Source organism: Bradyrhizobium sp. AZCC 2230 (assembly GCF_036924495.1).
Classification (GTDB): Bacteria; Pseudomonadota; Alphaproteobacteria; order Rhizobiales; family Xanthobacteraceae; genus Bradyrhizobium; species Bradyrhizobium rifense.
Genome location: NZ_JAZHRS010000001.1, coordinates 782,365 through 806,055, shown reverse-complemented (window position 1 = coordinate 806,055; position 23,691 = coordinate 782,365). Strand labels below are relative to the sequence as shown.

Sequence of the window (23,691 nt, the reverse complement as noted above, 5' to 3'; positions counted from 1 at the left end):
TTGCGCCGAGCTGCACGAGTTTCAGCGGTCGGCGAGCGCGAGGTCCCGCAGCGGCGAGGTCACCGCCCGCCCCGCCGAAGCATCGAGCACGCCCGGCCGGTCCCAATCACCCTCGGGGCGGATGATCACGTATGGATCGCTGTCCAGCGTGATGGCGTCCGGCCCCGGCTCGATCTCCAGCAGCATTTCCGTGTAGGAGAAATCCGAGAAGGTGATCTTGCGATTGTGGCCGAGCGGCTTGGCGCCGAAATGAGCCCAGAAATCGACCAGCCGGTCCTGCGCCTGACCATAGATCTTGCGGAACCCCTTGCGCTTCACATAGTCGACGCTGGCCTGCACCAGCTTGAACGCGATACGCGAGCGCCGGTATTGGTGACGCACCGCAAGCCGCTCGACCTTAGCGAAGTCGCCGAAGAAGCGCACCCGCAAACAGCCGGCCGGCTCATTGCCGATGTAGCCGATGAAATGTGCGGCAACCATGTCGTTGCCGTCGAACTCCTCATCGAACGGACAATCCTGCTCGGCGAGATAGACCGCGGAGCGAATGGCCGTGACCAGCATGAGGTCGCTCGGATCGCGCGCAAGGCGAACGGTGATGGCGCGGGAGTCAGGCTTGGCGAGAGGAATCCTAGTGCCGTGCATCTGAAAAACTCCTTGCTTGGATGATCGCGCCCGGCATGAGCATCGGCTGCCGGTGCCAGGGGCGCTCGTAACACCAGAGGTCAGGCTGGAAGCTCGAAATAGGCGCGAAGCCCGTCGCCTTCATGATTTCACGTCCGGCCACGGTTGACGGCTGCGCATAGCAATCCGCGCCGCGAAACCTTATCTGCCGGAGATGAGCCGCGGCCTTGCCGAGACCGGCGATGCCACGGCCGGTGGCAGCAATCGCCCAGATATAGATGGCCGAAACACCCTCATTCGCGGAAGCGAGATAGTGCGTCTCGGGCGCCGTCAGACCGATATCGTCGAGCAGCAATGCATCATGCCCGCGATCGTTGAGAAACAGGAAGGCCATGCCGCCGAGCAGATGGCCGTTCCGACTGAACGTCAGGATGCTCTCGGGATCGAAGGCGAAATACTTCGCAAGCTCCATCGCCCCGATCTGCACGCCCGGCACCAGGCGGTGCGCCATTTCCGAGAGCGCGGCGATTTCCCCGAATTGCGCGCAACGGACCTCCACCTCGTGGCTCAGCGGCAAGGCGTCGAAATCATGCCTTGCGGCAAACGAGCCCCTTTCCATAGTCATGTCGTCCCTCTATCGTTCGGGGGTTTTGTACGCCGCTATGAGGAGAAGCTTAGCGGGTGGAGATCAGGAGTATGCAGCAACTATTGCACCGGGGTGCTGCATTGATGCAGCACCATGAAGAAGCGCTGAATGCGTCTTGGGACGATTTGAAGCTATTTTTAGCCTGCGCGAAATTTAAAAGTTTCCGTAATGCGGCCGAAGAGCTCGGGCTCACCTCCACCACATTGATGCGCCGGATCGACCGGCTCGAAGAGAGCATCGGCTGCAAGCTTTTCCTGCGCGACCAGAGCGGACTCACGCTCAGCGACGAAGGCACCGCGATGATCGCCGACGTTGCGCATATGGAGCGTCATGCTTTCAACGTCTTCCGCCGCGCCTCGCGTTCCTCGAACGATACCTCGGGCACGGTGCGCGTTGCGGTGACGGAAGGCCCCGGCAATTTCTGGATCCTGCCGCGACTGATCGATTTCCAGAAGACCTATCGCAAGATCACCGTCGACCTGCGTTGTGCGATGGAACAGGCCGACGTCGCGCGGCTGGAGTCGGACATTGCGATCCAGCTCGAGCCGCCGACCAATCCCGATCTCATCGTCGCCAAGCTCGGCCGGCTGCACATCTATCCGTTCGTCTCCAGGGACTATGCGGACCTCTACGGCGTGCCGGCGACGCTCGCCGACTTGCCGAACCACCGCATCATCAAGCAGAGCGCGCCGCAGGTCGACGACGGCGCCTATGCCCGCGTGCTCGGGTTGAAATCGCTGGAAGGCATCGTCGGGATCAAGACCAATTCGTCCGTCGGCGTGCTCTACGCAGTCGAACGCGGCGCCGGCATCGGCTTCCTGCCAACGGTGTCGATCGCGCTCGGTGCACCGCTCGTCGCCGTCGACCTCGGCGTCAGCCACCACGCCGACCTCTGGCTGACCTATCACAAGGAGTTCCGCGGCTCCGAGCGGCACAAGATCGTGGTCGACTGGCTGAAGCAGATCTTCGACCCCAAGACCCATCCCTGCTTCCGCGACGAGTTCATCCATCCGAACGCGCTGGTGCCGATGATGACGGCCGCGCGCGAAGGCTTTGGATTGTCCGGATACGTTGCGGCGACGCCGAAGTGATTATTTGAGCATGATCTCCGCGCAAACGCGTTCCGCGTTTGTCGCGAGGGAAAACCGCTGCACACTTTTCCGGATCATGCTCGTCACCACCGATATTCGAAGCCGATCGTGCCCTGGTGCGACGTCAGCTCGTTGCGGAACTTGCCGTCGTAGTTGACATAGAGCCGCGCGGTGTTGGTCAGGCTGAGTGATGCCGAGGCGCCGGCGTCCATGCCGTATCGGCTCTCGCCGATGCCGGGGACGATGATGTTCTGGGTGCCGAGGCTGACCTGGACCGAGCCCAGATCCTGATAGAAATTGTCGACGAACTTGCCATAGGCCGAGAGGTCCAGGATCTTCTGGTCGAAGATGAAGTAGCGCCCGATCTCGGCGCCGATCATGACGCGCGCGCGCGCGATCGCGCTCGAGCCGACGTTGAGGGGATCGAGTCCGCCCGCCTCCTGGAACGCCGCGCCGGTGGCCCGCACATATTCGAGCGCGCCCTTGGGCACGACGCGCATCTGGTCCTTGGTCCAGTAATAGCTGATCTCGGTCAGCGCGCCGTCGACCGCGGCGCGATAGCCCGCCGTCGCCAGGCCAAAGCCGGTGTCCCGGCTGGAATGGACCTTGCCGAAACCGTGCACGACCGCAAACGCCCAGGTCCACGGTCCCTTGTCGACGGAGCCGTTGAAGCCGATCTGGGTCAGGTCGAGCGTCGCCGACTGCAGCGCGAGCGGCACATCGATGTCGGTATGGCTCTGGTCGACGGAGAAGCCGAGATTGACGCCCGGCGCCACCCGCGCACCGAACCCGGCGACGCCGCCGAACGTCTTGCGCTTGTCGCCGACGAAATCGCCCTGCGGATCGGTCCGGACCGAAACGCCGTAGCCCTCATACCAGGTGCGATAACGCGGATCCTCCGTGCTCGCCGAGGCTCCGCCACCGCCAGAATTGGTGCGTGACGTCCGGTTGAAGCCGTTCGACGCCTGGTTGCCGAGCCGCTCCAGAAATCCCGAACCAAGATTGAGCGTGGCATTGCCGGCGGACTGGTCGTAATTGATCGACGTCGGGACCGGGACCGGGGTCGGCGACGGCGTGGGCGTTGGTGTTGGCGTTGGTGTTGGTGTTGGCGTCGGAGTAGGCGTCGGGCTCTGCGCAAAAGCCGGCGTCGCCGCCGACATCATCACGACGAATGCCAAGGCCATCGCAATCGCGGCCGCGACCCGGCGGACGCGGTCCAGCCCGATCGTCTGCCGTGTTCCGGAGGGCTGCGAGGGGCAGCTCATGATGACAAATCCTGAAGCGAATGACGGCGCGCAAAAATGCAACACGAGCTGAAGCGCATGCGGCGATTTGTGCTGAAGTGCCACGGAGGGTCAACCGGTTGCTACGCCTTGGCCGGGGCGATTGCCCCTGATTGTGCTTCCGCGGCCACAGGTCGCAAATAGCGCGTGGGACATCCGCGGTGCGGTCTTGAAATTCGCGCGCGGCTTGCTAGCGCGCGGTTTTCGTGTTGGAATACCGCACACAATCGGAATTGGCCGCTCGGCTGTGCGTTTCGCGACAGACTCAAGACTCGAACAGACTTCCGGAAGCCCGTTTGTGACGTGGCACGCGAAAAGCGGCCGCGTCCTTTTTGTATCTAGCGGAGGAGACTAACGATGCCACAAAAGGGCACCGTCAAATGGTTCAACCCGACCAAGGGCTATGGGTTCATCAAGCCGAACGGCAGCGATAAGGACGTGTTTGTCCACATCTCCGCCGTCGAGCGCGCCGGACTCTCCACCCTCAATGAAAACCAGGTGGTTGAATACGACCTCGTGGAGAACCGCGGCAAAGCATCCGCGGAAAACCTCAAGGTCTCCTGATTTCTCTCAAAGCCAAAGCGCGAGAGATCATGACGTTGCCCCCGGCTCTGCCGGGGGATTTTGTTTGAGGGCCACCGAAACGCAGCGCGATTCAGTTCGCCACCGGCGCAACCAGGAAATTCTCTGACGCCGAACTGCCCGCCGTCCTGCAGACATCGCCCTCGATCTTGACCTTGCCGGTCGCAAGCAGGCTCAGCGCTGCGGGATAGATGCGGTGTTCGACTTCGAGGATGCGCTCCGACAGCGTCTGTGCCGTGTCGTGATCGCTGACGGGAACCGCGCCCTGCATCACGATCGGACCGGCGTCGGTCTCGGGGATCACGAAGTGCACCGTCGCGCCAGACAGTTTGACGCCGGCGCGCAAGGCCTGGCCATGCGGGTCGAGGCCGGGGAAGGACGGCAGCAAGGAGGGATGGATGTTGAGCATCCGTCCGTACCAGGCCCTGGCGAATTCGGCGGTGAACAGGCGCATGAAGCCGCCGAGGCAAATCAGCTCGATGCCGTGCTGGTCGAGCGCGGCTTGCAGCACCGCCTCGAAGCCGGCGCGGTCCTTGCCGAACGGCTTGCTCTCGATCACCTGCGTTTTCACGCCGGCCGTCTTGGCCCGTTCAAGGCCGAGCGCGTCGGCCTTGTTGGAGATGACGAGCGAAATCTCTGCCGGGAAATCCGCAGCAGCCGCCGCCTTGATCAGCGCGGACATGTTGGAGCCGCGACCGGAGATCAGGATGGCGACGCGGCGCTTCATCACAGCGCCAGTCATCACAGTGCCAGGTCGAGATGGCCGTTATAGACGACGCGGTGCTCGCCCTCGGCCGGGATCACGCTGCCGAGCTGCGCCACGGTCTCGCCGGCATCGGAGAAGACCCGCACGACCTCGTCGACCTTCTCAGGCTCGACGATCGCGATCATGCCGATGCCGCAGTTGAAGGTCCTGAGCATTTCGAGCTCGGCGATGCCGGCTTGCATGGCCAGCCATTTGAACACCGGCAGCACCGGCAGGCGCGCCAGATCGATGCCGACGCCGAGATGTCCTGGCAGCACGCGCGGAATGTTGTCGGTGAAACCGCCACCGGTGATGTGGGCGAGGCCCTTCACCGCAGCCGTTTCGCGGATCGCGCGCAGGCAGGATTTGACATAGAGCCGCGTCGGCGTCAGCAGCGCGCCGCCGAGCGTCATGACGGGCGCGAACGGCGCCTGCGCCTCGAAGCCGAGGCCGGACTGTTCCACGATCTTGCGCACCAGCGAGAAGCCGTTGGAGTGCACGCCCGACGAGGCAAGGCCGATCACGGCGTCGCCTACGGCGATGTCCTTGCGCGGCAATAGCGTGCCCCGCTCCGCGGCGCCGACGGCAAAGCCGCCGAGATCATAGTCGCCGTCCTTGTAGAGGCCGGGCATCTCAGCGGTCTCGCCGCCGATCAGGGCGCAGCCGGACTCGCGGCAGCCTTCGGCGACGCCGGCGACGATCGACGCCGTGGCCTCCGGGTCGAGCTTGCCGCAGGCGAAATAGTCGAGGAAGAACAGCGGCTCGGCGCCCTGCACCACGAGGTCGTTGACGCTCATGGCGACGAGGTCGATGCCGATCCCGCCATGCAGGCCGGTCTCGATCGCGATCTTGACCTTGGTGCCGACGCCGTCTGTGGCCGCGACCAGGATGGGGTCCTTGAAGCCGGCCGCCTTGAGGTCGAACAGGCCGCCGAATCCGCCGATCTCGGCATCCGCGCCGGGCCGTGCGGTGGCGCGCACCAATGGCTTGATCAGGTCGACCAAGCGGTTGCCCGCGTCGATATCGACGCCTGAATCGGCGTAAGTGAGGCCGTTTTTGCGGTCGGTCATGCCCGATTTCCAGTGGGTTTGCGGCTGGTTACGTCGAATTCCGGGGACGCGCAATGGCTCGCATGGCGCTCCCGGCCATACTATGTAGATATCAACGGGTTCAGCCTTCAATCGGGCCGGATTCGAGGTCAGGCCGGGTGCCGGGAAGCGCCGCGTGAGTATTCCGAACATCATTACGCTGGGCCGCATCATGCTGGTCCCGATCATCGTCTGGGCCATCGTGTCGAGCCAAATGGAGGTGGCGTTTGCCGTCTTCCTGGTCGCTGGCATCAGCGACGCCGTCGACGGCTTCCTGGCCAAGCGCTTCAACATGACCAGCGAGCTCGGCGCGCTGCTCGATCCCCTGGCCGACAAGGCGCTGCTGGTGTCGATCTACCTCGCGCTCGGCATCTGGGGCGACATTCCACGCTGGATCGTGATCCTGGTAGTGTCACGCGACATCATGATCGTCACGGCGGTGATCGTGTCCTGGCTGTTCGACAAGCCGGTTGAGATGAAGCCGTCGATGGTCTCCAAGCTCAACACGACGGCCCAGGTGGCCTATGCGGCGTTGGTGCTGGCCTCGCTCGCCTTCGGCTTCAAGCCGGGACCGTATGATATAATCCTGATGGGCTTCGTTACGGTGTTCACGCTGTCCTCGGTGTCGCTCTATCTCGTCGAGTGGCTGCGGCACATGAGTACGATCGACGCCAAATGAGTTCGGGTGCGGCCCTGCAAAAGGCCAACTCCCGATCGAATAAGTCTATCCTCTTCAAACAGAGCCGGCGCGCCGGCACGGAGCAAAGCAAGCGTGGCAGGCCGCGTTCATCCCCGACAATTGGCGTTTTCGCTTCCGCACGCGGAGAGCCTCAGCCGGGACAATTTCCTCGAGGGCCCTGCCAATGCCGCCGGTCTCGCTCTGATCGACGGCTGGCCGGAATGGCCGAACCGGGCCATGTGGCTCGCCGGCCCCGAAGGCTCAGGCAAGAGCCACCTCGCCGCGATCTGGGCCGAGGAGGCCGGCGCGCGCTCGACCACGGCCAATGCGCTGACCGCAGCCGGCGTCCCCGGCGCGCTCGCGACCGGCGCGCTGGTGGTCGAGGATCTCAAGCCTAAGGATTTTGACGAGCGCGCCCTCTTCCATCTGATGAACCTCGCCCGCGAGGACGGCGCCTATGTGCTGTTTACCGCACGCGAGGCGCCGGCGACGGTTGAGGTCGAGCTCCGCGACCTTCGTTCCAGGTTTCGAACGATTCCCATGATTTCGCTGGCGCCGCCGGACGACCAGCTGTTCCGCGGCCTGATCGTCAAGTTCTGCGCCGACCGCCAGCTGTCGGTGGACGAAAGCGTGGTGAGCTATCTCGCGACCCGGCTGGAGCGGTCGTCGGCCGCCGCCCGGCGCGCCGTGGAACTGCTCGACGGTGAGGCGCTGCGGCTCGGCCGGCCCGTCACCCGGGCGCTCGCCGCCGAGCTGCTCCGGGACGGCTGACCGCCAAGGTCCCTTTGCGCCCGCTTGACGCGGCGGGCGTGCGGAACATCAATGTCATCGAAACGTCATCGCACTAACACATGCTCCGGCCGGTTTTGCGCGTAAGTCGCAAATTGGGGCGAACTGGATGGACCGACTTCTCATGGATTCCGCGCAAGCTGTTGAAACGAAAGAGAAAGTCACGGAAGCCGAGAGCCTGCCGGCGATCGCCTCGAGCCCCGAGCGATTCATCAATCGCGAGCTCTCCTGGCTGCATTTCAACCGCCGCGTCCTGGAGGAATCGGTCAACACCAGCCACCCCGTCCTGGAGAGGGTCCGATTCCTGTCGATTTCCGCAAATAACCTCGACGAATTCTTCATGGTCCGCGTCGCCGGCATCAAGGCGCAGGTGCGCGAGGGCATCGCTGAGCGCGCGCCCGACGGCCTGACCCCATCCGAGCAGCTGGCGCTGATCAACCGCACCGTTTCGCAGCTCGCCTCCGACCAGCAGGCGATCTGGGCCGGTTTGCGTGGCACGCTCGCCGAGGTCGGCATCGTACTGGTCGACGGCAAGGAGGTCACCAAGGCGGAGCGGACCTGGCTTGAGGACTATTTCCTCAACAACGTCTTCCCACTGCTGACGCCGTTGGCGATCGATCCGGCCCACCCCTTCCCGTTCATCCCGAGCCTCGGCTTCACCATCGCGCTCCAGCTCACGCGCGAGGCCGACGGCAAGCCGATGAACGCGCTGATCCGCATGCCCGGCAAGATCGACCGCTTCATCCGTCTGCCGACCGAGGGCAAAGCCGTGCGCCTGATCTCGCTGGAGCAGGTGACCGGCCTTTTCATCAACCGCCTGTTCCCCGGCTACAGCCTCCACGGCCAGGGCGCCTTCCGCATCATCCGCGACTCCGAGCTCGAAATCGAGGAAGAGGCTGAAGACCTCGTCCGCCTGTTCGAGACCGCGCTGAAACGCCGCCGCCGCGGATCCGTGATCCGGCTCGAGATCGACGCCAAGATGCCGGAGCAGCTGCGCAGCTTCGTGCAGCACGCACTGTCGGCCGCCGACGACGAAGTGTTCCTGGTCAACGGCGTACTCGCCATGAACGAGCTTTCGCAGCTGACCCGGCTCGACCGGCCCGACCTCGAATTCACACCTTATGTGCCGCGCCATCCCGAGCGCGTGCGCGAGCATGGTGGCGACATCTTTGCCGCGATCCGGCAGAAGGACCTCGTCGTCCATCACCCCTACGAATCCTTCGACGTGGTGGTGCAGTTCCTGCAGCAGGCGACGCGCGACCCCGACGTCGTCGCGATCAAGCAGACACTCTACCGCACCTCCAGCAACTCGCCGATCGTGCGCGCGTTGGTGGAAGCCGCCGAAGCCGGCAAATCCGTCACCGCGCTGATCGAATTGAAGGCGCGCTTCGACGAAGAGGCCAACATCCGCTGGGCGCGCGACCTCGAACGCGCCGGCGTGCAGGTGGTCTACGGCTTCCTCGAGCTGAAGACCCACGCAAAACTCTCGATGGTGGTGCGCCGCGAAGGCGGCAGCCTCACCACTTATGTCCATACCGGCACCGGCAATTATCACCCGGTCACCGCGCGTATTTATACGGATCTCTCCTACTTCACCTCGGAACCGACCATCGGCCGCGACGCCGCGCGCGTGTTCAACTTCATCACGGGCTACGCCGCGCCGAGCGACCTGGAAAAGATGGCGGTGTCGCCGCTGACCCTGCGCAAGCGCATCATCGAGCACATCCAGGGCGAGACCGAGCACGCCCGTCACGGCAAGCCCGGCGCGGTCTGGATGAAGATGAATGCGCTGGTCGACCCCGATATCATCGACGCGCTCTACGAGGCGTCACAGGCGGGCGTGCAGGTCGAGCTCGTGGTTCGCGGTATCTGCTGCCTGCGCCCCGGCATTCCCGGCCTGTCGGAGAACATCCGCGTCAAATCGATCATCGGACGCTTCCTGGAACACGGCCGAATCTACTGCTTCGGCATGGGCCAGGGCCTGCCGAGCGCGAAAGCGGCTGTGTATATCTCGTCGGCCGACATGATGCCGCGCAACCTCGACCGCCGCGTCGAGGTGCTGTGTCCGCTGCAAAATCCCACGGTGCATCAGCAGGTTCTCGAACAGATCATGGTCGCGAATTTGAAGGACAATGAGCAGAGCTGGCAATTGTTGCCGGACGGGTCCTCAACGCGTATGAAGGCCGCGAAAGGCGAGGAGCCTTTCAACGTGCACAACTACTTCATGACAAATCCGAGTCTGTCTGGCCGTGGAAAGTCGCTCAAGGAATCCTCGCCGCGCCGTCTCACGCGCCGAAACGAACGCCATCCGTCCTGACCGGAGATCCTTGCCGTGAAACGGCCGCGCAAGCGTGGCGCTAGCGTCGCGGTCATCGACATCGGCTCCAACTCGGTTCGTCTCGTCGTCTACGAGGGGCTGACACGGAGCCTGATTCCGATCTTCAACGAGAAGGCGCTGTGCGGCCTCGGGCGCGAGGTGCAGAGCACGGGCCTGCTCGCGCCGGATGCCGTCGACAAGGCGCTGACCTCGCTGAAGCGTTTTCGCGCGCTGTGCCGCGTGATGCAGGTCGGCCGCGTGTTTGCGATTGCGACGGCTGCGTGCCGCGACGCGTCCAACGGTCCCGACTTCATCACGAAAGCCGAGCGCATCTGCGCCGTGAAGATTGAAATCCTGTCGGGCCCGCGCGAAGCAAAACTGTCGGCGCTCGGCGTGATCTCGGGCATTCACCATCCCGACGGCATCGTCGGCGATCTCGGCGGCGGCTCGCTCGAGCTGATCGACGTGCGCAGGAACACCGTGCGCAGCGGCGTGACGCTGCCGCTCGGGGGCCTCGCGCTACAGGACCTCGCGCACAAATCGCTGAAGCGCGCCGACCGCATCGTGCGTGAGGCAATCGACGAGGTGCCGCTGCTCAAGGCAGGCAGCGGCCGCAGCTTCTATGCCGTCGGCGGCACCTGGCGCGCGCTTGCGCGCATCCACATCATCCAGAGCGGCTACCCGCTCCAGGTGATGCACGGCTATTCGATTTCGGCCGCCGAAGCGCTCGACTTTTCGCGCCGTCTGCGTCGTCTTGCAGCCGCCAACATGCTCGCCGACATCGAGGTCGTTGCGGATGCCCGGCGCCCTCTCCTCACCTATGCCGCGCTGGTGCTCGAGCACATCATCCGGGTGGCGAAGCCGAAGACCATCGTGTTTTCGACCTTCGGGGTGCGCGAAGGCCTGCTGCACGAGAAGCTGTCGGAGAGCGAACGCAACAAGGACGGGCTGATCTGCGCGGCGGAAGAGCTGAACCAGCTCTTGTCACGCTCGGCCAAGCACGCCCGCGAGTTGATCGCCTGGACCGACCGCCTCGCGCGCGTTGTCAAGCTGCGCGAGACCGAGGAGGACCGCCGGCTTCGCCACGCCGCCTGCCTGCTCTCCGACATCGGCTGGCGCGTGCATCCCGATCATCGCGGCGAGCAAACGCTGAGCCTCGTCGTCAACGGCAATTTCGGCGCAATCACCCACATCGAGCGCGCCTTTGTCGGCCTGTCGGTGTTCTATCGTTATGCCGGCTTGAGCGAAGAGAACCAGCCGCCGCTGACCATGCAGGAATTGCTGACGCCGGCGCAGCTCGAACGCGCCCGCCTCCTGGGCGCCGCCTTCCGTGTTGCGCATCTGATCTCGGCGGCGCGGCCGGGCGTCCTGCCCGCCACGCATTTCCGCAGCCAGGGGCGCAGCCTGATGCTGGTGTTCGAGCACAGGCTCGGCGACCTCGTCGCCGACCGCGTCGGCAGCCGCTTCAAGCAGCTCGCCCGCCTGATCGGACGCAGCGGCTCGATCGTGCGGCGGTAATTCACCTCTCCCCGGCGGGGAGAGGTCGGATTGCGCAGCAATCCGGGTGAGGGGCCACAGCATTCGGTGAGACTGTAACCCCTCACCCGGATCGCATCTTTGATGCGATCCGACCTCTCCCTACGGGAGAGGTGAAGTACCCCGTCCTTGCAAGAGTTTATTCAGCGGCTTTTGCGTGCTCGATCGCGGCGTGGCTAAGCCTGCGCCGGCGCCAGATCGAGCCGACCAGCAGCACGACGACGACGCCGAGCGCGGCGCAGAGATATTCGGCGCCAGCGCCGCCATGGGCGAATTGCGGCGGGATGTGCAGATTGCCGAGCATCTTGTCCAGCGCGGCACCGAACGGACCTTCGGACAGCGTGTGCAGCTTCGGCGCGATGCCGGGATCGGTCGCGATCACCTCGCCCGCGATCCAGCCGAGCAGCGCCGCACCGGCCCAGACCAGGATCGGCAGCTTCGACAGCAGCGCCATGATCAGCGCCGCGCCGGCGACGATCAGGGGCACGCTGATGGCCAGGCCGAGCACCAGGAGCGGCACGCTGCCATTGGCGGCAGCCGCGACCGCAATGACGTTGTCCAGACTCATGACGATGTCGGCGACGACGACGATCTGAACCGCCTGCCACAGATGCGAGGCCGACTCGACGCCGTCCTCGTCCTCGTTTTCCGGCACCAGCAGCTTTGCCGCGATCACGATCAGCGCAAGGCCGCCGACCAGCTTGAGGTACGGCAGCTCCATCAGGCTGACGACAATGCCGGTGAAAATGATCCGCAGCAGCACCGCGGCGCCCGCGCCGAGCACCATGCCCCACAGCCGATGCCGCGGCTTCAGGCCGCGGCAGGCAAGCGCGATCACCAGCGCGTTGTCGCCGGACAAAAGGATGTTGATCCAGATGATCTTGCCGACCGCAACCCAGAAGGTCGGCTCAGCCATCTCATTGCGGAACTGGGTGAAGAATGCCCCGATCGTGGCGGGATCGAAGATCTGCCAGAGCCAGTTCACAATCAGTCCTTTCGCCCCATCGCCTTAACCTGTCGGCTTTTAGCCGACGATCTCGTTGCCCGAGAAGAACTGCGCGATCTCGATCGCGGCGGTCTCCGTGGCGTCCGAGCCGTGAGCCGAGTTCTCGCCGATCGACTTTGCGTAGAGCTTGCGGATTGTGCCGTCGGCCGCCTTCGACGGATCGGTCGCGCCCATCGCGTCGCGGTACTTGGCAACGGCACCCTCGCCTTCCAGCACCTGGACCACGACCGGGCCCGAGGTCATGAACTCGACGAGCTCGCCGAAGAACGGGCGGGCCTTGTGGACGGCGTAGAACGTCTCGGCCTGTTCCTTGGTCATGCGGATGCGCTTCTGCGCGACGATGCGCAGGCCCGCCTTCTCGATCACGGCGTTCACGGCGCCGGTCAGGTTACGCGCGGTCGCGTCGGGCTTGATGATCGAGAAAGTGCGTTCGATGGCCATGATCTTGTCCTTGAAGAGAAAAAGGGTGGTTCGGAGTTGCGGGGCTTATATCGGCGCCGTTGCGATACGGCAAGCGACCGCCGGAACAGCCCACGGGCGCTTCGCCGCAGGTGCCAGGGGGCAAGAGGCCGAGCCGATTCCAGCATGGATTACAACGATTTCACGCAGATGAACCCAATCTGAAGGCCCCATGAGGGTTTGGTTCAGCCTCGCCGGCGTAACGTGAGGTCCATCGAAACCAAAGCCTTCCCCGAGGCGGACCGTTTCGGCGGCCTTTCCATCGACGCGATAGCCCCGCGCCGGCAGTTTTGAGGAGATCATCATGTTGAGGAAACTTTCGCTCGCTGCAGTCGCCGCGGTCGCGCTGGGTGCCGCGCTGGCCCCCACCTCCGCCTCCGCTCACTGGCATGGCGGCTGGGGCTGGCACGGCGGTGGCGGCTGGCACGGCGGCGGCTACGGCTGGGGCGGACCGCGCTTCTATGCCCCCGTCTCCTACGGTTATGGCGGCTGCTACGTGCGCCGGCTGGTCCCGACCCCCTGGGGACCCCGCTGGCGGCTGATCAACCGCTGCTACTGAGCCCGCAAGCACGTTCCTGAAGTGCGTTCCTAAAATACCTTCCTGAGGTGCCGTTCCCCCCCTGCGGTACCTTCCAAGCGAGGCCCCGGCGTTCCCCCCGCCGGGGCCTTGTATTTGGGCAGATACGACGAATTCATACAATTTTTACTAGAATGCCCGACGTACCCAACAACCGGCGAAACCATTTTGGGGGCCAATGACTTGGTACCGTGTCGTTACTTTGAACACACGGAACCTTGAGATGGCTGGCCTTTCTGCCAATGAGAGCGAACAGATCGACCGGCGCACCAGCCGCTCGATTTGCGATGCCGTAGGCGAGCGGCTTCAGCAGAGCCTTCGTCCCGACCCCCGGCTCCCGACGCATCTCGAACAGCTGATGGACGAGCTGGAGAAGCGGGATCGTGAGCGCGGCTAGCGCAACCGACCGACACGGAAAAACGGGTTGCGTTTGATCCCGGCTGCGGTGACAAGGCCGCATGCTCTCCATCACCGACCTCTCCATCCGACTCGCCGGACGCCTTCTGATCGATAATAGCTCCGTGCAGATCACGCCCGGCTCGCGCGTCGGCATGGTCGGACGCAACGGCACCGGCAAATCGACGCTGTTCAAGGTGATCCGCGGCGAGCTTGCCGCCGAGCACGGCTCGGTGACGCTGCCGCCGCGCTGGCGGGTGGGCAGCCTGGCCCAGGAAGCGCCGAACGGCCCCAAAAGCCTGATTTCGGTCGTGCTCAAGGCCGACCTCGAGCGCGACGCGCTGCTTCACGAAGCCGAGAGCGCCACCGATCCGCACCGGATCGCCGAGATCCAGACCCGGCTTGTCGACATCGACGCACACTCGGCCCCAAGCCGCGCCGCCGCGATCCTGTCCGGCCTCGGCTTTTCCGCCACCGACCAGCTGCGCCCCTGCGCCGAATTCTCCGGCGGCTGGCGCATGCGCGTCGCGCTGGCCGCGACGCTGTTTGCGTCCCCTGACCTGCTGCTGCTCGACGAGCCCACCAACTATCTCGACCTCGAAGGCACGCTGTGGCTGGAGGATCATCTCGCGCATTATCCGCGCACGGTGATCGTGATCAGCCACGACCGCGACCTCCTGGAGAGCTCGGTCGACCAGATCCTGCATCTGGAGCGCGGCAAGCTCACGCTCTACAAGGGCACCTATTCCTCCTTCGAGGAGCAGCGCGCCATGCGCGAGATGCTCGACGCCAAGGCGGTCAAGCGCCAGGAGGCCGAGCGTGCCCGCCTGCAGGCCTTCGTCGACCGCTTCAAGGCCAAGGCCTCCAAGGCCCGGCAGGCGCAGTCACGCGTGAAAATGCTGGAGCGGCTGAAGCCGATCACGGCGCTGGTGACGGAAGACGTGCGCGAGATCACCTTCCCGGCGCCAGAGAAAATCCTGTCGCCGCCGATCATCGCCGTCGACAACGCATCCGTTGGATACGATCCGGCCACGCCGGTGCTGAGCCGCGTCACCTTGCGCATCGATAACGACGACCGCATTGCGCTGCTGGGTGCCAACGGCAACGGCAAGTCGACACTCGTCAAGCTGCTCGCCGCGCGTCTGGCGCCCTTCTCCGGCAAGGTGACGCGCGCCGACAAGCTGTCGATCGCCTATTTCGCGCAGCATCAGCTCGACGAGCTGAACGAGGACGCCTCGGCCTACGACCACGTCCGCAAGCTGATGGGCGATGCGCCCGAGGCAAAAGTGCGGGGACGCGCCGGCGCGATCGGCTTTTCCGGCAAGGCGGCCGATACCAAAGTTGGAAAACTGTCGGGCGGCGAGAAGGCGCGGCTGCTGTTGGGGCTTGCGACCTTCTACGGCCCCAACATGATCATCCTGGACGAGCCGACCAACCATCTCGACATCGACAGCCGCGCAGCACTGGCCGAAGCCATCAACGAGTTTCCCGGCGCGATCATCATGGTCTCGCACGACCGTTATCTGATCGAGGCCTGCGCCGACCAGCTCTGGATCGTCGCCGACCGCACCGTCACCAATTACGACGGCGACCTCGATGAGTACCGCCGCCTGGTGCTGTCCTCGCGCAACGGCGAGCCCGCCCCGCGCGAGCGCAGCGCTCCGAGCGAGAAACCGCAACGCCCGAAATCGGACAATCGCGGCTCGCTGAAGAAACGCATCGCGGAGGCCGAGAGCGAGATTGCGCGCGTCAGCGACATCATCGCCAAGATCGACACCGCACTCGCCCTGCCCGACATTTTTACGCGCGATCCCAAACAGGCCGCGCAGCTCTCCAAGGCGCGCGCCAATGCGGCCGACGCGCTGGCGCGCGCGGAGGAGCAATGGCTCGAGGCGAGCGCGCAGTTCGACGAGGCGACGGGCTAGCTTCAAAAGCCGAAAACAACCCCATGCACAGTAGCTAAATTATTGAAAGAGATGAGCTAATCGGAACGCCTAGCGTTCCCGCATGATGTCGTGCCGGTAGCGCTGCAGCGGCGACAACAGATAGCTCAGAATGGTGCGCGAGCCGGTCCTGATCTCCACGGTCACCGCCATTCCCGGCGACAGGCTGACGAGGCGATCGTCCACCTGCATCTGGGTGCGATCGAGTGCGATGCGGGCGCTGTAGCTGAGCTCCTGCCCGCTGGGCTCGCTGCTGTCGTGTTGCGCGCCCGTCGTGCGGTCGCCGCCGCGCTCCGGCGGACGGTCGCGAATGATGGCATCCTGCGAGACGCTCACGACCCGGCCTTCCAGCAGGCCGTAGCGGGTGAAGTTGAAGGTGTCGATCTTGATCGCGGCGCCCTGCCCGGCCTCGACGAAGCCGATGTCGCGGTTGGAGATCATCGCCTCGATCTCGAGCCTTGTGTCTGACGGCACGATCACCAGCAGCGACTGCGCCGGCGTGACCACGCCGCCGACAGTGTGGACCGCAAGCTGCTGCACGACGCCGTCGACCGGTGACGTCAGCTGCTGAAGCTGTGTCCGCTGCTGCGCCTTGATCAGATCGCGCGCGAGGCCGTTGGCTTTCTGCTCGCTCTTGGCGAGATCGTCGGACAGGCTTTTACGATACTCGGCCACCGCCTGGATGCGGGTCTCCCGGATTGCGGCGACGGCCGCCTCGGCTTCCTTCAGATGGCTGCGCTGGACACCGAGCTCCTCCTGCTGCTCGATCTGGAGCTGAAGCGTCTCGTAATAGGTCAGCTTCGAGCCGATCTCCTTCTCCATCAGCGTCCTGCGGATATCGACGCGCTGCTCGGTCACGGGCAGCAATGCACCGAGCTTGTGGATCGTCGCCGCGATGGTCTGATGCTCGGCGTCCTTCTGCGCCTCCTGGCGTTCAAGAGCCGCGAGCTTGGCGCGGTGCTCGCCGACCTGACTGGCGAGAAGCTGCCGCTGCGTTGCGACCAGCGATGGATCGGCATCCGCGGGCGGAACGAGATCGGCGGAGCCGTCTTCGCCGGCACTCAGTGCTGCGCGGAGGCGCGCGACGTTCAGCCGTTCGGCCATGAGATCGTCATGCAGGTGATCGCGCTCCGCGGCATTCACAGTCGGATCGAGCTCGATCAGCACGTCGCCTGATTTGACCGCCTGCCCGTCCTGCACATGGATGGCGCGCACCACGCCGGTCTCGAACGGCTGCACCACTTTGCTACGCCCGCTCGACACGACCTTGCCGGTCGCGGACGCGACGATGTCGATCGTGCCCCACGCAGACCATGCGAGTGCCGCGCAGACAAGGGCCATCAGCGCAAACGCGATGGCGCGGCCGATCGGCGACGGCGGGCTTTCCGTGATCTCCAGCGCCGCGGGCAGGAAGGCGGTTTCCTCGGCGTTCCGGTTCCTCGCGTTCCGGAAGGGAACGACGGTCTGCTCCGGCTTTCGGGCCGGCGCGGTGCTAGCCGACCTCATAGATCCCTCCCTGCAGCCGGTGCAGCGTGGCATAGCGGCCGCCGTTCCTGATCAAGGCGTCATGCGTGCCGTCCTCGACCAGCCGGCCGCGCTCGAGCGTGAAGATTCGGTCGGCGCCGCGCACGGTGGAGAGACGATGCGCGATGATCAGGACGGTGCGGCCCTTCGCGATGGCCTTCATGTTGTCGTGGATGATCCGCTCGCTTTCGTAGTCGAGCGCGCTGGTGGCTTCGTCGAAGATCAGGATGCGCGGATTGGTCACGAGTGCGCGGGCGATCGCGATGCGCTGGCGCTGCCCGCCCGAGAGCGTCGAGCCGCGCTCGCCGACCACGGTGTCGTAGCCCTCGGGCAGTTCCAGAATGAAATCATGCGCGCCGGCGAGCTTCGCCGCCTCCATGATACGGTCCATCGGCAGGGTCGGATCGGCGAGCGCGATGTTGTCGCGCACCGAGCGGTTGAACAGCATGTTCTCCTGCAGCACCACGCCGATCTGCCGCCGCAGCCAGGCCGGGTCGGTCATCACCAGATCCATGCCGTCGATCAGCACGCGGCCGCCCTGCGGCACATAGAGGCGCTGCACCAGTTTTGCGAAGGTGCTCTTGCCCGAGCCCGAGGAGCCGACGATGCCGACGGTCTGGCCGGCCGGAATATCGAACGAGACGTCGTGCAGGATCTCCGGCCCGTCGAGCCGGTAGCGAAACGCGACGTGCTCGAAGCGGATATTGCCCCGCAGCGCCGGCAGCCCGGCGCGGCCCGCGGAGTACGCCGGCTCCGCGGCACTGTTGAGGATGTCGCCGAGCCGGGCGATCGAGAGCCGCGCCTGATGGAAATCCTGCCAGACCTGCGCCAACCGCAGCACCGGGGCCGAGACGCGGCCGGCAAAGATGTTGAACGCCACGAGCTCGCCGACGGTCAAGGCGTCCCCGATCACGAGCCGCGCGCCGACATAGAGGATCCCAGCGGTGACGACCTTGCTGACGAACTGCACCAGCTGGCTTGCGGTGTTGCCGATGCTGGTGACGCCAAAACTCGCCGAGACATAGCCTGCGAGCTGCTCCTCCCAGCGGCGCTGCATCTGCGGCTCGACCGCCATCGCCTTCAGCGTCTCGATCCCGCTGACGCTCTCGACCAGAAACGCCTGGTTCTCGGCGCCGCGGCGGAATTTCTCCTCCAGCCTGCGGCGGAACAGCGGCGTCGCCACCGCCGAGATCGCGATGTAGAACGGGAACGACCCGAGCACGATACAGGTCATCATCGGTGAATAGGCAAACATCACCGCCAGAAACACCGAGGTGAAGACCATGTCGATGAGAAGCGTCAGCGACGATGAGGTGATGAAATTGCGGATGTTCTCGAGCTCGCGGACCCGCGCCACGGAATCGCCGACGCGCCGGGCCTGAAACCAGGCCATCGGCAGCGCCAGCAAATGGTTGAACAGGCGCGCGCCCAGCTCGACGTCGATGCGGTTGGTCGTATGCGAGAACAGATAGTTGCGCAGGATCCCGAGCACCGTGTCGAACAGCGAGACGACGACGAGGCCGATCACGAGTACGTCGAGCGTCGACAGCGAGCGGTGCACCAGCACCTTGTCGATCACGACCTGGAAGAACAGCGGCGAGACCAGCGCAAAAAGCTGGAGGAAGAACGAGGCCGCCAGCACCTCGCCGAACAGGCGCCGGTATTTGCCGATCGCGCCGATGAACCAGGTGATATCGAACTGGCGTCCGAGGTCGGATAGACCGGCGCGCCGGGTCATCAGGATCAATCCGCCGTCCCAGATCGCGCACAACTCGTCGCGCTCCATGAACGCCGGCCGCTGCGCCACCGGCGACTGCACCAGCACCTTGTCGGCGGAGGCTTTTGCGATGACCATGAAGCTGCCGTCACGCAGCATCGCGATCGCCGGCAGCGGGCTATCCGACAGACGGCCCCATTGCGTACGATAGGTTCGTGCTTTCAAACCAAGGGATTTGGCGCAGCGGATGATGTCCACTGCGCCAAATCTTGCTGTGCCTTGCCGATGCCTGAGCTGATCGCGGTCGGCAGCCACGCCTTGCAGGTGAAGCAAAGTCAGGAGCGCGTCGAGCCCCGTATCGGTCGCGACCGCGTGCGTCGTCATGGGCGTTCTCCGGGCCGGGCCTGTTCAACCTCTCCCGCTTGCGGGAGAGGTCGGCATAGGCGGCCTTTGGCCGCCGTCCTGTTAGACCGCCGATGCTTCGCATCGGCTATGGCGCCGGGTGAGGGCTTTCTCCTCTTGGGGGTTCTCGATTGCGGAGACACCCCCACCCATAGCCGATGCTTCGCATCGGCGTCCTTTTTAAGAACGGCGGCCATGGGCCGCCTATGCCTCCCCCGCAAGCGGGAGAGGGAGCGCACCTCTGTCATCACAACAGCAACTTTCATCAAACTCAGGCGTGCTGCGGCGGAGCGAGCGTCTGGGTCTGCGCCGTGTGCGGATCGGCCAGCGGCATCGCGCCATGGCCGTCGCCTGCGGGAACGAAGCTCGCCGCAATGGCCTGGTTGAGCAGCATCGTGGCCGCCATTGCCGCGCCGTCCTGGATGAGGACGTTGTTGCCAGTACCGCCATCGAGGATGTCCTGGCCGGGGCCGCCGATGAGCACATCGTCACCAGCGCCACCCGTCAACGTGTCGTTGCCGGAGCCGCCGATCAGCACGTCATCGCCGTTGCCGCCATTGGCAACGAGCTGGATGCCGCCATGCAGGCCGGAGGCCGTGATGACGTCGTCGCCGTCGAGGCCGTTGATGACGAGCCTGTCGCCCGCGCCGGCATCGGCGATGTTGATGTCCTGGCCGAGGCCCGACACCGTGATGGTGCCGTCGTGCTCGGTCACCGTGATGACGTCGCTGCCGACGGTGCCATTGATGGTCACGGTATCGGCGGCGCCGTCATTGGCGCCGAGGTCGAGATTGACCTGGTTCACGCCGGTGCCGGAGAGATCATTGACGGTGATATTGTCGGCGCCGCCGAGGGCGTTGAAGTCGATATGCTCGACCCCGTTCACATCCATCGCGATGGCGGCGACGTCGCGGGTGAACAGCACCCTTCCGCCATTGGCGGAGATGTTGATGTTCTCGTTGACGTTGGCACCGTTGAACAACAGCGTATCGGTGCCCTTGCCGCCTTCGACGGTGTCGCTGCCGTCGCCGGGGTTCCAGACGAAAGTATCGTCACCGGCGCCGAGATTGGCGACGTCGTTGCCGCGGCCGCCATTGACGATGTCGTTGCCGGCGCTGCCGGTGATGGTGTCGTTGCCGTCGCCGCCGTTGATGTTCAGGCTGACGAGCTGCCCGGCCTTGATCGCGGAGGCATCGATGACATCATTACCGACGCCGCCGTTGACGGCGAGCACGTCGCCCGCATCGGCGTGCGCGATCGTCACCTGCGCGGCCAGGCCGTTGACCTCAATCGATCCACCTGAGGTGACGACCTTGATGTTGTCGTCGCCGGCGCTGCCATTCACCGTCACGCGGTCCGCCGCGCCGTCGCCGCTCTGGCTGCCGGGACCGGCGCTGAGGTCGATCGCGACCTGTGTCACGCCGGTGCCGGTGAGGTCGTTGACGGTGATGTTGTCGCCGCCGCCGGCCGTGGTGATCTGCACATGCTCGATGCCATTGAGATCCATGGTGATGGCGCCGACATCGCGGGTCAGAAGCGCACGGCCTCCGTTCGCCGAGATCGACATGTTCTCGGCCGCATTGGAGCCGTTGAACACCAGCGTATCCGTTCCCGTGCCGCCTTCGACGGTGTCGCTGCCGTCACCGGGATTCCACGTGAAGAGGTCGTCGCCCGCGCCGAGAAGAGCGACGTCGTTGCCGCGGCCGCCGGTGACCTTGTCATTGCCGTCACCGCCGATCAGCGTGTCGGCGCCCTGACTGCCGGTGATGGTATCGTTCCCCGCGCCGCCGTCGATCGTCAACCCGATCACCGCAGCGAGCGTGGATGCATCGATGACGTCGTTGCCGCCGAGCGCCTGGATCACCAGCCGATCGTTGGCAGCCTCTGCATTGGCGATTGTCACGACTTCCGGCAGGCCGGTCACCGTGACCGTGGTGCCGACTGCCGTGACCTGGATATGCTGATTGCCGTTGGTCCCATTGACGGTGACCGTATCGGCCGCGCCGTCGCCTTGTGTGCCGCCCGGAACGGCTCCGAGATCGACCAGGACCTGCTTGACGCCGGTGCCGGTGAGATCGCCGACGGTGATGTTGTCGGCCCCACCGCGCGCATCGAACTCGATCTGCTCGATGCTGTTGAGGTCCATCGTGATGTTGGCGACGTCGCGGGTGAAGCGCACCCGGCCGCCATTGGCCGAGATGTTGATGTTCTCGTTGATGTTGGCGCCGTTGAACACGAGCTTGTCGTTGCCCGATCCGCCTTCCACGGTGTCGCTGCCGTCGCCGGGATTCCAGATGAATGTGTCGTCGCCGCTCCCGAGCTGGGCGACGTCGTTGCCGCGGCCGCCGTTGACGATGTCGTTGCCGGAACCGCCGATCAGGAGATCGTTGCCGTCACCACCGGTGATCGTGTCGTTGCCGGCGCCGCCGTCGAGCGTCAGCGAAATCAGGGTGCCGAGCCCGTTGCCCGCGGTGATGACATCGTCGCCGCCGCCAGCGTGCAGCACGAGATTCTCCGTCGTGCCAATGTCGAGCGAAAATGGTGCCGGGCCCGTTTCGTCGAACCGCACGCGAGTGCCGTTCGCGGTGATGGTGAAGGTCTCGGAGGCATTGCTTCCGTTGATCTGCACGGTGTCATTGCCGTCGCCGCCTTCGACAACGTTGCTGCCGCCGCCAGGATTCCAGATCATGAGATCGTTGCCGGCTTCGCCAAACAATTGGTTGTCGCCGCTGCCACCGTCCAGGATATCGTTGCCCGCGCCGCCGAACAGCAGATCATTGCCGCCGCCGCCCTTGATCACATCGTCGCCGGCCTGTCCGAACAGCAAGTCGGCGCCCGAGCCGCCGGTGATTTTGTCATTGCCGTCGCCACCAAAGATATGCACCGCGGGCATCGGACCGTGGCTTTCGTTGACGGTGATCGTGTCGTCACCGCTCTGACCGAAGATGTCGATCTCGTTGGTGTTGGCGACGGTGGGATCGCCGCCGACCGTCTTCACGTGCCCGTTATTGATCAGAATGCGGCCGGACTTGTCGCGGCCGATCACGAGGCCGTTATTGGCGCTGTCGCCGAAAATCGCCAGCTGCCCCGTAACCGGGGAAAAAACAGAGGTAATAGACATCCAAATAATCCTTCGATCGATCTAGCCCCTCCCCTCGATGGCTAGCAGCCGCCAACATGACAATCTTGAAGCGTTGCTTGAGACGCGCGTGATTATTCTGGAGATTTCCTCCAGATTTCCTGCGGGCGGGTGTTGGACAGCAACGGATGTGATGGCTCGCACATTGCGGCGCGGAATTATGACGGCACGTCCCGCATGGATGACTTGACGAAATTCGATTGGGCGACTTTCCGGCTGCATTCGATAAAGCGCTCCGCGAGCGGCGTCAGCGTCCGATCCCTGAGCCTGATGAACCCAATCGGAGACGGTGGCGACGTGACCTCGATCGGCAGGGCTTTGATATGAAGCCGCATTCGCTTGCCGCCGAACCGCACGACGGACGCGGGAACAAGACCCAGCCAGCGTCCGCTCTCGATCAGGCGCAGGTGAAGATGCAGCGACACCGTCAGGACTCTTGCCGACGGCACCGCGAGGCCGTTGCTGCGGAAGACCTCTTCGTGCAGCGTCCGGGCCAGACTGCCGGGCTGCGCCAGGATCCACGGTTCTTCGATCAAATCGGCGAGCTTCAGCTTTCGCCGCTTGGCCCAGCGGCTCTCCGTCCCGGCGACGATGATATTGGGCTCGTCGAGCAACGGCTCCGCCACCAGATCGGGTTCGCTCATGACGGCAGGAAGCCGCCCGAACACCAGCTCCGCCTCCCGGTTGCGCAGATTGTGGTACTGCTGCACGGCGATGTTCTCGTGCAGCACGTGAAGCACGGCGCGCGGAAAATCCTGCGTGAACTGCTCGATGATCGCGGGCAGCAGCCCGGCGTCCGTCACGATCGACGAACCGATCCGCAGCTCGCCGGCATCCGGCTGCTTGATGAACTCGATCTGCTGCAATCCCTTGCGGATCTCGTCGAACACGGCGACGCCGGACTTGAGCAGCGCGCGGCCGTAATGCGTCGGCTCGACCCCGGCCGCACTACGGTCGAACAGTTTGACGCCTAGCGTTTGCTCGAGCTCCGAGATGGTCTTGGACACGACGGGATAGGACACGGCGAGCTCTTCCGCCGCACGCGTCATGCTGCCGGCCTCTGCGACAGCGAGCACGATGTGATAGTCGCGCAGCTTGACGCGACGACCGATCCGATCCGTCCATTTCATCGGGCACCTAGCTGATTGGTT

The 23,691-nt window shown here is 64.7% G+C and carries 20 protein-coding genes; 9 read left to right on the top strand and 11 right to left on the bottom strand.

The genetic code is table 11. From position 1 onward, the window contains the following. Positions 1–21 precede the first annotated feature (21 nt). Together V1280_RS03720 and V1280_RS03715 are read right to left on the bottom strand one after the other, a co-directional pair. Positions 22–642 (bottom strand): GNAT family N-acetyltransferase, encoded by a 621-nt coding sequence (locus tag V1280_RS03720; RefSeq protein WP_334519129.1) that lies wholly within the window; start codon positions 640–642, stop codon positions 22–24. After that, entirely contained in the window at positions 629–1,246 is a 618-nt protein-coding gene (locus V1280_RS03715; protein WP_334519126.1) for a hypothetical protein, read from the bottom strand. The genes V1280_RS03720 and V1280_RS03715 overlap by 14 nt, the downstream gene beginning before the upstream one ends. A gap of 71 nt (positions 1,247–1,317) precedes the next feature. Here V1280_RS03715 and V1280_RS03710 point away from each other — a divergent pair, with 71 nt between their 5' ends. Next, complete coding sequence (locus tag V1280_RS03710; protein ID WP_334519123.1) at positions 1,318–2,358, top strand: LysR family transcriptional regulator; 1,041 nt, start codon at positions 1,318–1,320, stop codon at positions 2,356–2,358. 83 nt (positions 2,359–2,441) lie between these two features. Here V1280_RS03710 and V1280_RS03705 read toward each other — a convergent pair whose 3' ends face one another. Further along, the gene (locus V1280_RS03705; protein ID WP_334519121.1) at positions 2,442–3,623 is read right to left on the bottom strand and encodes an autotransporter outer membrane beta-barrel domain-containing protein; all 1,182 of its coding nucleotides are present in this window, start codon (positions 3,621–3,623) and stop codon (positions 2,442–2,444) included. A 375-nt stretch (positions 3,624–3,998) separates the two neighbouring features. Between V1280_RS03705 and V1280_RS03700 the strand changes: the two genes are divergently transcribed. Further along, a complete protein-coding gene (locus V1280_RS03700) occupies positions 3,999–4,205 on the top strand; it encodes a cold-shock protein (RefSeq protein WP_007591938.1) in 207 nt (68 codons plus the stop codon). A gap of 91 nt (positions 4,206–4,296) precedes the next feature. Here V1280_RS03700 and purN read toward each other — a convergent pair whose 3' ends face one another. Next, the gene (gene purN, locus V1280_RS03695; RefSeq protein WP_334538164.1) at positions 4,297–4,950 is read right to left on the bottom strand and encodes a phosphoribosylglycinamide formyltransferase; all 654 of its coding nucleotides are present in this window, start codon (positions 4,948–4,950) and stop codon (positions 4,297–4,299) included. A 14-nt stretch (positions 4,951–4,964) separates the two neighbouring features. After that, a complete protein-coding gene (gene purM / locus V1280_RS03690; protein WP_334519118.1) occupies positions 4,965–6,038 on the bottom strand; it encodes a phosphoribosylformylglycinamidine cyclo-ligase in 1,074 nt (357 codons plus the stop codon). 154 nt (positions 6,039–6,192) lie between these two features. Between purM and V1280_RS03685 the strand changes: the two genes are divergently transcribed. From V1280_RS03685 to ppx, 4 genes are all read left to right on the top strand, one after another. Beyond that, positions 6,193–6,735: a CDP-alcohol phosphatidyltransferase family protein gene (locus V1280_RS03685; protein WP_148772560.1), complete on the top strand. Its 543-nt coding sequence runs from the start codon at positions 6,193–6,195 to the stop codon at positions 6,733–6,735. Positions 6,736–6,828: 93 nt separating this feature from the next. Beyond that, on the top strand, positions 6,829–7,506 hold the full coding sequence (locus tag V1280_RS03680) for a DnaA ATPase domain-containing protein (protein ID WP_334519111.1): 678 nt from the start codon (positions 6,829–6,831) through the stop codon (positions 7,504–7,506). A gap of 142 nt (positions 7,507–7,648) precedes the next feature. After that, positions 7,649–9,841, top strand: coding sequence for an RNA degradosome polyphosphate kinase (locus V1280_RS03675; protein WP_334538162.1), 2,193 nt, complete (start codon positions 7,649–7,651; stop codon positions 9,839–9,841). 15 nt (positions 9,842–9,856) lie between these two features. Beyond that, positions 9,857–11,359: an exopolyphosphatase gene (gene ppx / locus V1280_RS03670; RefSeq protein ID WP_334519108.1), complete on the top strand. Its 1,503-nt coding sequence runs from the start codon at positions 9,857–9,859 to the stop codon at positions 11,357–11,359. A 157-nt stretch (positions 11,360–11,516) separates the two neighbouring features. Here the strand turns inward: ppx and V1280_RS03665 are convergent, their stop codons facing one another. Then, positions 11,517–12,362, bottom strand: a complete 846-nt coding sequence (locus tag V1280_RS03665) for a TerC family protein (RefSeq protein WP_334519105.1) — start codon at positions 12,360–12,362, stop codon at positions 11,517–11,519. 39 nt (positions 12,363–12,401) lie between these two features. Further along, complete coding sequence (ndk, locus tag V1280_RS03660) at positions 12,402–12,824, bottom strand: nucleoside-diphosphate kinase (protein ID WP_045000301.1); 423 nt, start codon at positions 12,822–12,824, stop codon at positions 12,402–12,404. A gap of 322 nt (positions 12,825–13,146) precedes the next feature. Between ndk and V1280_RS03655 the strand changes: the two genes are divergently transcribed. From V1280_RS03655 to V1280_RS03645, 3 genes are all read left to right on the top strand, one after another. Beyond that, positions 13,147–13,401 carry a sulfur globule protein precursor gene (locus tag V1280_RS03655; RefSeq protein ID WP_334519100.1) on the top strand — a complete coding sequence of 85 codons (255 nt, stop codon included), beginning with the start codon at positions 13,147–13,149 and terminating at the stop codon, positions 13,399–13,401. 241 nt (positions 13,402–13,642) lie between these two features. After that, positions 13,643–13,816: a hypothetical protein gene (locus V1280_RS03650; RefSeq protein ID WP_334519097.1), complete on the top strand. Its 174-nt coding sequence runs from the start codon at positions 13,643–13,645 to the stop codon at positions 13,814–13,816. A 61-nt stretch (positions 13,817–13,877) separates the two neighbouring features. Beyond that, on the top strand, positions 13,878–15,740 hold the full coding sequence (locus V1280_RS03645; RefSeq protein WP_334519094.1) for an ABC-F family ATP-binding cassette domain-containing protein: 1,863 nt from the start codon (positions 13,878–13,880) through the stop codon (positions 15,738–15,740). Positions 15,741–15,809: 69 nt separating this feature from the next. On the opposite strand, the gene V1280_RS03640 is transcribed toward V1280_RS03645, so the two are convergent. The 4 genes from V1280_RS03640 to V1280_RS03625 all read right to left on the bottom strand — a co-directional run bounded on the left by V1280_RS03640 (position 15,810) and on the right by V1280_RS03625 (position 23,670). Continuing rightward, the gene (locus V1280_RS03640) at positions 15,810–17,264 is read right to left on the bottom strand and encodes an HlyD family type I secretion periplasmic adaptor subunit (RefSeq protein WP_334519090.1); all 1,455 of its coding nucleotides are present in this window, start codon (positions 17,262–17,264) and stop codon (positions 15,810–15,812) included. Continuing rightward, positions 17,251–19,383, bottom strand: a complete 2,133-nt coding sequence (locus tag V1280_RS03635) for a type I secretion system permease/ATPase (RefSeq protein WP_334519088.1) — start codon at positions 19,381–19,383, stop codon at positions 17,251–17,253. Before V1280_RS03635 ends, V1280_RS03640 begins: the two co-directional genes overlap by 14 nt. Positions 19,384–19,672: 289 nt before the next feature. Further along, a complete protein-coding gene (locus tag V1280_RS03630) occupies positions 19,673–22,522 on the bottom strand; it encodes a beta strand repeat-containing protein (protein WP_334519086.1) in 2,850 nt (949 codons plus the stop codon). A 176-nt stretch (positions 22,523–22,698) separates the two neighbouring features. After that, complete coding sequence (locus tag V1280_RS03625; RefSeq protein WP_334519084.1) at positions 22,699–23,670, bottom strand: LysR family transcriptional regulator; 972 nt, start codon at positions 23,668–23,670, stop codon at positions 22,699–22,701. Positions 23,671–23,691: the final 21 nt, after the last annotated feature.